General features: G+C 36.2%; 9 protein-coding genes. 3 read left to right on the forward strand and 6 right to left on the reverse strand.

From position 1 onward, the window contains the following. Positions 1–175 precede the first annotated feature (175 nt). A complete protein-coding gene (locus CHI06_RS27895) occupies positions 176–373 on the forward strand; it encodes an alpha/beta-type small acid-soluble spore protein (protein WP_095251895.1) in 198 nt (65 codons plus the stop codon). A gap of 45 nt (positions 374–418) precedes the next feature. Here CHI06_RS27895 and CHI06_RS27900 read toward each other — a convergent pair whose 3' ends face one another. The 6 genes from CHI06_RS27900 to CHI06_RS27925 all read right to left on the reverse strand — a co-directional run bounded on the left by CHI06_RS27900 (position 419) and on the right by CHI06_RS27925 (position 6698). Then, the gene (locus tag CHI06_RS27900) at positions 419–1429 is read right to left on the reverse strand and encodes an anti-sigma factor domain-containing protein (protein ID WP_095251896.1); all 1011 of its coding nucleotides are present in this window, start codon (positions 1427–1429) and stop codon (positions 419–421) included. Beyond that, positions 1426–2172: an RNA polymerase sigma factor SigI gene (sigI, locus tag CHI06_RS27905; RefSeq protein WP_095251897.1), complete on the reverse strand. Its 747-nt coding sequence runs from the start codon at positions 2170–2172 to the stop codon at positions 1426–1428. Before sigI ends, CHI06_RS27900 begins: the two co-directional genes overlap by 4 nt. Before the next feature lie 128 nt (positions 2173–2300). Continuing rightward, complete coding sequence (locus tag CHI06_RS27910) at positions 2301–3197, reverse strand: DUF5667 domain-containing protein (protein ID WP_142301041.1); 897 nt, start codon at positions 3195–3197, stop codon at positions 2301–2303. A 126-nt stretch (positions 3198–3323) separates the two neighbouring features. Beyond that, a complete protein-coding gene (locus tag CHI06_RS27915; protein WP_095251899.1) occupies positions 3324–3782 on the reverse strand; it encodes a hypothetical protein in 459 nt (152 codons plus the stop codon). A 107-nt stretch (positions 3783–3889) separates the two neighbouring features. After that, complete coding sequence (locus CHI06_RS27920; protein ID WP_306453854.1) at positions 3890–4990, reverse strand: SDR family oxidoreductase; 1101 nt, start codon at positions 4988–4990, stop codon at positions 3890–3892. A gap of 127 nt (positions 4991–5117) precedes the next feature. Further along, positions 5118–6698, reverse strand: a complete 1581-nt coding sequence (locus CHI06_RS27925; protein ID WP_095251901.1) for a peptide chain release factor 3 — start codon at positions 6696–6698, stop codon at positions 5118–5120. Positions 6699–6883: 185 nt separating this feature from the next. Here CHI06_RS27925 and CHI06_RS27930 point away from each other — a divergent pair, with 185 nt between their 5' ends. Then, positions 6884–8620: an AAA family ATPase gene (locus CHI06_RS27930; protein ID WP_095251902.1), complete on the forward strand. Its 1737-nt coding sequence runs from the start codon at positions 6884–6886 to the stop codon at positions 8618–8620. Positions 8621–8682: 62 nt separating this feature from the next. Beyond that, the coding region (locus CHI06_RS27935) for a YkvA family protein (protein ID WP_095251903.1) at positions 8683–9071 on the forward strand (389 nt) is incomplete at its 3' end.

Below are 9071 nucleotides of genomic sequence, written 5' to 3' on the forward strand. Positions count from 1 at the left end.
GCGGAAAGCGAAGTGCCTGGAGCGGAAATCAACAGACACGTTTAACACTGCCAAAATAATAATAAGTATCCATTTCCGCAAAACATTACCACTTATTAAAAAACAGAATTGAATCATAATACAATTACAGAGAAAAGAAATTTATCTCTGTATAGATACTAAGGAGTTGAAAAGAATGGCTAACAGCAGCAATAAATTATTAGTTCCAGGAATAGAGCAATATCTTGATCAGGTTAAATATGAAATTGCACAAGAGTTTGGTGTGAATTTAGGCTCAGATACAGTTTCCCGTGCAAATGGTTCTGTTGGCGGCGAAATTACAAAAAGGCTAGTACAACAAGCTCAAGCACAAATGGCTGGTCAACAACAATAATTTCAACTAAATAAACATGGAAAAAGTCCGGCAAATTTGCCGGACTTACTTTTTCCCATTATTCTCGTGTTTAATTGCTTTATTATGATTATTTGTTTTTGGTTTTTCTTGTTTATTGATATTTTTATTCTCTTTCTGTTTACTTTGATTACTATTTCGATGTTCTTTACCATTGTTATTACCGTTATTGTTTTTATCCGATGGTGAATTTTGCATACCATCCCCTTGTTCTTGTGCAACTTGATTGTTATCTTCACTTTGATTTTGATTTAGATTACTATTATTCTGCTCTTGCTTTTTGACCTGACCTGGCGGCATGGTTGAACTTGTTGTAGGTACAGGGGGAACATTATCTTTTTGCTTTATTTTTTCCCTGTTTTGTGCCGAGTTATTTTTATTTTTATGATATACCCCGACTGGAACACCTGAGTCCTGTGCTTTCTCTATTTCTGCTTCAGTGGTTGTATACATATTTATTTCAACTAGATGTTTATCAACGGTTTGTTTGATTTCAGCAATATTCTCCTGCAGTTTTATTGCCGCTTTATCTTTAAGTTGATGTGTCTTTACTGTTGAAATCACAACTGTTTCAGCTTGGGAAATATATCCTTCATCTTTTAATTCTTCAACAATAATTGCAGATAATTCCGAAGCATCTTTTTTCTCCCAATCATCCAACTGAGAAATGATTTGTTCTGCTTCTTTATTAAACCCGTTGAGTTCAACTACCTGCATGTTTTTATTTAGTCCCATTTCAATACTAGTGTTAGCGTCAATAGAAATATAGGCATATGCCTTATTATTTTGATACACTGGAATAATAGATCCTAAAGATATGATTAGAACAGCCATTGACATCCAAACAGTTTTTAAAGTAAAAAACTTTTTAAATACAATTTTCTCTTTCCTTTTTTGATAATCAGTAACAGGATAAAAATCTATTTCTTCACCTATTGAATAAAGCCTATCCATTTTACGGGCACGAAAGAATTCTCCGTCTGAAGTTAATAGTGTCAAATAAGGATCATCAACTTCCATGACAATTCCCTTTCTCATGTCTCTAGCACCCCCCTTAAATAATCATTTAAATATACATAATCATTCGATAATATAAGTGCAATCGCAATAATATATTTTCGGTTTCGCTCAATCGTCTTTCTACTGACATTCACTTTTTTTTCTAACTGTTTTATCGGAAGGCGTTTTTTTTCAATTAGAGAACTTTTTAATTCCCTATCATCAACTAAAAGCTTAGCTACTAATATGGCATTCTCCCTTGCATCTGCATGTTTAGGTGAATTCTCAACTAAATCGCTAAAGCTTAAATCGAATGAAGTTAATAATGCTTGAAATTGAATAATTTCGTCTTTTCTTAACTCTTCATCAGATTTTTTCTTATATTCCTCGAGGGACAGCTCGTTCACAATTTCCATGCCTGCTGACTCATCCTCAAGTGATGAATAGGTTAAGTCGATACTGACGTGTTGATTTTTCGTTTGTTTCCGAATATAATCAATAACTCTTCTCTTGATTATGATTTCAGCAAAACTAAGCAGAGAGCTTCCTCTCTCAGGTAAATATTTTTCAATAGCCTCATTAAAGGCAATCAGACCAATACTAAATTCATCATCGGTTTCATAAATATATCGTTTACATACTGCAGAAACATTTTTCGCAATAAAGGGTTTATAAGAATCTATTATTTCATTTAATAGTAAGCGGTCCCCTTGTTGAATTAAAAGAACCGACTCTTCTAACGTTCGTTTTTTATTCTTGGTTAAAAACAATAAACCTAGCATTGCCTCACCTCACAATAACCCAATTATACCATACGGCTGTCATCTTGGATTTTATGGGGGTAAAGCGCAGGGGGAAAAATTAGCCCCAAGAAAGGCTATCTTTTCCTGTTTATTATTCTAGATTTCTATTAATTTCCTTTGCCGTTATTTTCTTTTTTCTTTTCCTTAATAGAATTCTTTGATTCTGCCTTTGCTTCTTTTGCTACCGCCTTTTCTTCCTGCTTATTTTGTAGAATTACCTGTTTTGCTTGTTTTTTATCTTGTACCGCCGATTGGTGAATTTCTTTCTTAGTTGATTGTGGTGCTACAGACTCAGTTACTTCAGGAATAACCTTTTCTGAACCAGACTCTACAAGTGTCTCTGGAGCAGATTCCGTGTCTTCTAGTTTATTTTTTTTTGTCATTTTTTCATTTTTCTTTTCCCATTTTTCCATTTTCTTCGAGACCTTTGCATATCTTTTTTCTATATTCTTTTGTAATGCAGCTTTCGCAACGGGGTTTTTCACCTTTTCCATGGCTGCGGTAAGGGCGATGATATTTTGGGATAGAACTTCTTTTACATCTCCGATTTCTTTATTCTCTTCAACTATTTCATCAGATGCACCATCATCTACAGCGGTCACTTGATCGTCTGCACTTTCCATATTCTCAATTGCTTTTTTCATTGTTTCTAAGGCTGCTTCTTCGTTTCCATCAACAAACAGCGCTTCCGCCTCTTCAAGGCGCTCCGTTGCATAATCTGCAATTAACTTTGCTTCCTTAATATCATCTATCGTTAAAGCAAGGCGAATTTTTTCTATTAATATCTTCGAAAAATAGAAGAAGTCCCCTGGTAATAATGATGGTGTTTCTACTTTATCACTATCAGAGTTTGAATCTTCTTGAAGATCTATTATAGCTGTCTCACTGGTTGTTTCATCAGCGAAAACATTTGCACCTGGAAATACCACTGTACTTGCAAGAATAATTGCTAGCGCACCTTTTGTGATTTTATTTACTGACTTATATTCTGTTTTTTTCTCCAATTTATTCACCTCATTGTTTTTTAACACCCTTTTTCCACTAAAGATGTACGTTTAATTAGCACCCTTTTATGGGGGCATCTAAAAAATTCTCAACAAAAAAGCTACTAATCAGATTCTGATTGGCAGCTAATTTCGAGATTTTAATATCCACTTTATCAAAAATCCAATAAGTAACCCCGGAATGACAAATAACATTGGTAAAAAGACAGGACCTGGATGAACATTAAAGATGGTAACCTTTGGTGAAATCATTAATCCAACTGTGACAAAATAGGCAGAAAATACAAATGGTAAATAAGAATACTTTTCCTCAAGCGGCATTGCATAACGATATCCATCCCACATTGAAAACATATAAACACACGGGTAAAACATTAGCCACTGATAGTTTACGACCGATTCAGCCCGTTTAATTTCACCAAGGAAACTGTACATGATTGCACTATTAAAATGACTGTTCATATTTATAATAAATTCTAGTATCACAAACAAAATACCTTTGATGTACTGGCCACTTAATAGCTGACTGAATCCTGGAAAGGCTATACTCCATAAGACTGCTTCCAATTTACTCAGTTTTTTCATTTTTCTATCTCGCTTCTGATGTAAGTTACTTCCAAATTAGTTTTACCAGTAACGGACCGATTAAACGAGAAAAGAGAAATATTTTAAATAATACCGTTTAGATACAATCATAAAATAGGTATTTGATAATTTGGATTATCCTTTTGTTTTAGGTAAAAGGCAGTCATTGGCTTTAGACCATCTTTAAAATCAGGACACATAATTCCTGATTCCTTTAAATCTTTCACAGCCTGTGTGCAATCAAAATGACCCATCCAGGTGAAATAATCTAGTGCTTCTTTTTCAACCCTGAGATACCTTCTCATCGGCTTTATAGAAAGAAACCATTTACCAACTGTTAATGGGAGGGTACCCATCGGTTTCTTATTAATCAATTCCTCCATCATAAAGGTGTAAATTTCAGCCGCACGATAAGGACGAGGGTCCGTTAAATGATAGGTCTTACCAATCCCTTTCTCCAAAAAGCTGAGATAAGTAGTTGCTTGAATGATATAGTCTATTGGTACTAAATTTACATATGCTTCTCCCTTGCCCAATTTCGGCAGCATAGGAAGAAATTTTAATCGGTCTAAAAAATTCATCATAAAATAGGGGCCATCAAATTTAATCGTCTCTCCAGTTTGTGAGTGACCTTTGACAATTCCAGGGCGAATAATAGTAATGGGAATTTCCCTTTTTAGTTTATCCACTAAAACTTCAGCCTCATACTTTGTTTCCTCATAATGATTTTTGAAACTTGTAGGACGAATAAGCTCTGTCTCATATAAAGTTCCTTCACGAGTACCTACAACATATGCCGTACTAAAATACACATAACGTTTTAATTGAGTCAATCCTCTTACCCAATTATTCACATTTTTTGTTCCATTCACATTAATTTTATTGGCAATATCCCTTGGTACTGCCAAATCATAAATCGCAGCAAGATGAAATACATGTGTTATCTTTCCATTTAGGTATTCATGGTTATCGTTTGAAATCATGAGAGATGGCTGGGTAATATCACCTTCTATAAGGACAAATGCTTCATCCTTCAGACCTATTTCTTTCATAATAGCTTGACGTTCCTTCCTTGCTTTATCCATCATCCCTTGAAGAACTAGTACATATATAACACCTTTTAAATCATTCTTTTTTAAAACCTCCCGAATTAATTGGTTGCAAATAAAACCCGGAAATCCTGTAAAAAAGTACCCATATTCCATCATAATCCCCCCAAATATGTTAATTTCATTTGTACTAATTGTATGTCGTTCCTAAAAATATAGTCAAGTTATAAGTCAGAATTTTCAGTATATTTCACCCAAAAGAAATGACGGGAATATCCCGTCACACTTAGTCCTGCTGATCCATTGGGTTATAAAGCTTCACACTTGGATTTTTTTCTTGGAACCAACGAAGCGCAAAATCATTTTCAAATAAAAAGACATACTGATCAAAGCGATCCTTAACAAGGAGACTTCTTGAGCTTGAAAGATTTTCATCAACGATATCTCCTTCAAGCCATCTTCCTATTTTAGATCCCATACGTTCCATCAAAACCTCAGCATTGTATTCATTTCTCATCCGATGTTCAAAAACCTCGAATTGTAATTGCCCAACAGCACCTAACAAATAATCATCTGTTTTCACGGTTTTATAAAGCTGAATAGCTCCTTCCTGAACTAGCTGCTGGATTCCTTTATAAAAGGATTTTTGTTTCATTACATTCTTAGCAGAAACCCTAACAAAGAGCTCAGGTGTAAATTGCGGAAGCCTTTCGAATTGGAAATTCTCTTTACCGGAGGTAATCGTATCTCCAATTTGGTAAGTACCAGTATCGTAAAGGCCGATTATGTCCCCGCTGACAGCTTCATCAACCGTGCTTCTTTCTTCCGCCATAAAGGAAGTGGATTGAGAAAGCTTTATTTGTTTACCTAATCGCGGAATATTTACTGTCATTCCCCGTTCAAATTTACCCGAACAAATCCGAACAAACGCAATCCGGTCACGATGAGCCGGATTCATATTTGCTTGAATTTTAAAGACAAACCCCGAAAATTGCTCAGCGAGTGGATTAATTTCTCCCATAGATGAATTACGAGCCTTAGGAGGTGGAGCAAATTGCAGGTATGTCTCTAAAAAGGTTTGTACCCCAAAAGTCGTTAATGCACTTCCAAAGAAAACGGGGATAATCTTTCCCTCAGCTACTTTTTCAGGAGAGAAATCATTACCAGCTTCGTTTAACAGCATAATCTCTTCCAGTGTCTGATCATACAATCCTGAAATCTTTAAAGGATGATCACCTTCTATTTCTCCATCACCATTTAATGGAATGAAACGATCTTCTTCATTTACTCTAAATTGTTCAATTCGGTTGTAATATCGGTCGTATATACCAAGAAATTCTTTACCCATCCCAATTGGCCAGTTCATGGGATAAGTCTCAATTCCAAGTACCTCTTCTAATTCAGCAAGCAGCTCTAATGGCGCTTTCCCTTGTCGGTCCAGCTTATTAATAAATGTGAAGATAGGAATTCCACGCATCCGGCAGACTTTAAATAACTTTAAGGTTTGTTCCTCAATCCCTTTTGCAGAGTCGATAATCATTACCGCACTATCCACAGCCATTAGCGTACGGTAGGTATCTTCACTAAAATCCTGGTGACCTGGTGTATCCAAAATGTTTACACGGAAATCATTATAGTCAAATTGCATAACGCTGGATGTTACTGAGATTCCACGTTGTTTTTCAATTTCCATCCAGTCACTTGTCGCAAACTTACCAGTCTTTTTTGCTTTTACTGTTCCAGCATCGCGTATAGCTCCGCCAAACAATAATAATTTTTCTGTAAGTGTTGTTTTCCCGGCATCCGGGTGAGAAATAATCGCAAAGGTTCTGCGTGATAGTACTTCTTCTTTAAGTTTGTTACCCATTTCAAATTCCTCTCTTTTAACAATCAAAAAATTTTTCTCGTACCCTTAATCTTATAGTCTCACGGTAAAATTTGCAATCCTTTAATGCAGCTCAATTGGAAATTCATTTCCAGCCATTCCCACATCCCATTTTGTTATTTTCCTTTTATAATAGAGTAAGACTCTGTTCAAGGAGATGACTATAAGTGAATCAAAGTAAAAAACTAGTTTCAAAGATAATTCCGCTCATTGCAGCGTTACTAATAGTAATGGCAGGTATTACTTGGATTATCCAAACAACAAATAAAAAAATAGAAATTCCTTTTTCTTCAGTAGAAAATACAATTCAAAACCAAAATGGCAAATCAGTTACACTAACTGAGTATTCAGATGGCAGCCTTCAACTTGAAGCCGGTGACCATAAATATGAATCACATGTCCCTCCAAATAGCCAAATGGTTGACAAGCTGGTTGAAAAATATAATATAAATTACTCATTTTCAAATAGCAGCACCTTTGGAAAGTGGATTATGGCAGGTATACTACTTGCCCTTGTCACAACAGCTTTAGTACTTCAAAAAACAAAAGGTGGCTTCGGGCTTTCAAATTCAATGAAGAGCAGCGTTTCACAGGCACGCCCTCTTCCTTCCATTAGTTTAGAAGACGTTGGTGGAATTGGTGAAGAAATGAAGGAAGAAATCCTTCAAACACTTTCAACACTTAAAGAACCTGAGAGAGCCATTAAAATGGGGATTAAACCACCAAAAGGTATTCTTTTATATGGACCTCCAGGTACAGGAAAAACATTACTGGCTCAAGCAATTGCCCGTGAACTAAATGCAGCATTCTTCTCAGCCAGCGGTTCTGCTTTTAATGAATTATTCGTTGGTGTTGGTGCGAGCAGGGTCCGCTCTTTGTTCCAGACTGCAAGAAAGCAAGGTCCAGCTGTTATCTTTATTGATGAAGTAGATGCCTTAGCGGGGAGACGAAAAGCCCATGGCGGTGAAGAAGCAGAAAAAACATTAACAGAACTGCTCGTTCAGCTTGATGGCGGGCATTCAAATGATGGTATATTGTTTATTGCTGCCACAAACAGAAAAGATATGCTTGATGAAGCATTTTTAAGGCCAGGAAGAATTGATTTCACCTTCCAAGTCCCACTCCCTGATACAAAAGGAAGACGTGAAATTATTGATATTCATACAAAAGGAAAAGCACTAAGTGATGAAGTATTAGCCACTTTAGATGCACTGGCTGAAAGTACCTCCGGCTTTTCTGGAGCAGAGCTACAGTCATTATTTGAAACTGCCAGCAGACGTGCAGTACGAAATGGGCAAGAAGTGTTAACAAAAGGTGATCTTGATTATGCTCTTGACCGAACCATATTAGGAAGTACTTCTCGTTCTCTACAGGATCTCGATACGAAGCGTCGTGTAGCCATTCATGAAGCAGGACATGCTATTGTTGCTTCATTAACAAAGCCAGGTTCTGTAAGAAAAGCTACCATTATCCCACGAGGTGAGGCACTCGGTTATGTGGCACCAATACCAAAAGAACTTCATTTATCCACAACAAGCGACCTATTAGACAGAGTTGCAATGGTACTAGCTGGCGGTGTCGCGGAAAGAATGCTTCTTGGGGAACATAGTATTGGTGTCAGTGGAGACGTGCAACAAGCAAAGAAAATTATCGAACAAATGGTAGACACCGGTATGCTTCAAGGTGGTTTCACCCTTACATTTAACAAACAGGATAAGGAAGTAAAGATGCAGGAACTGTTTGAAAAAGGGATAGAGAAAGCAGAAAATCTTATTAAGAGTCATTATCATCAGTATCAGCATTTAGTTGATAGCTTATTAAAGAAAGAAACACTTGAAGGCTTCGAGGTTGAAGAAATTGTCTGTGGGAATACTTCTGAAAAAAATGATAATGTTTCTGCATAAATGAAATGAATGTTCCTGAGGTACACTAACTTTATGTATTCCACTTAAGGAAGTGTATGTAAATGATTGATTCAAAAATTGATTTTGAAGCAAAAAAACACCAAGAAGGTGCACAGGGATACCTCGATAACCCCAAAAAGACCGAGGGGTTACTCAAAAAGGCGATCCTAAAGGCGAAAAATAACAAAGGTACTTTAGGAGAAGCCTGGGAAAAGCTCCAACTATTTTTTGATTTAGTTCAAGCTTATTCCAAAGGCGAATATCGTAACGTTTCCCCCGCTACAATCTTAACGATTATTGGGGCAATCTTATATTTCGTTTCTCCATTGGATGTAGTTCCCGATTTTCTCGTTGGCTTAGGGATACTTGATGACGCCGCAGTGATTACCTTTACGTTAAAAAAATTATCAGTAGAAATTGACGAATTTAAAGTTTGGAAAAAAACAGTAAC

The sequence above is a fragment of the Bacillus sp. 7884-1 genome (genome assembly GCF_002272245.1).
In the GTDB taxonomy this organism is placed as follows: Bacteria; Bacillota; Bacilli; order Bacillales; family Cytobacillaceae; genus Neobacillus.

Excerpts from the sequence above, each read along its gene's own strand:
- CHI06_RS27895 (WP_095251895.1), top strand. The coding sequence starts at position 176 with ATGGCTAACAGCAGCAATAAATTATTAGTTCCAGGAATAGAGCAATAT.
- CHI06_RS27900 (WP_095251896.1), bottom strand. The coding sequence starts at position 1,429 with ATGAGAAAGGGAATTGTCATGGAAGTTGATGATCCTTATTTGACACTA.
- sigI (WP_095251897.1), bottom strand. The coding sequence starts at position 2,172 with ATGCTAGGTTTATTGTTTTTAACCAAGAATAAAAAACGAACGTTAGAA.
- CHI06_RS27915 (WP_095251899.1), bottom strand. The coding sequence starts at position 3,782 with ATGAAAAAACTGAGTAAATTGGAAGCAGTCTTATGGAGTATAGCCTTT.
- CHI06_RS27920 (WP_306453854.1), bottom strand. The coding sequence starts at position 4,990 with ATGATGGAATATGGGTACTTTTTTACAGGATTTCCGGGTTTTATTTGC.
- CHI06_RS27925 (WP_095251901.1), bottom strand. The coding sequence starts at position 6,698 with ATGGGTAACAAACTTAAAGAAGAAGTACTATCACGCAGAACCTTTGCG.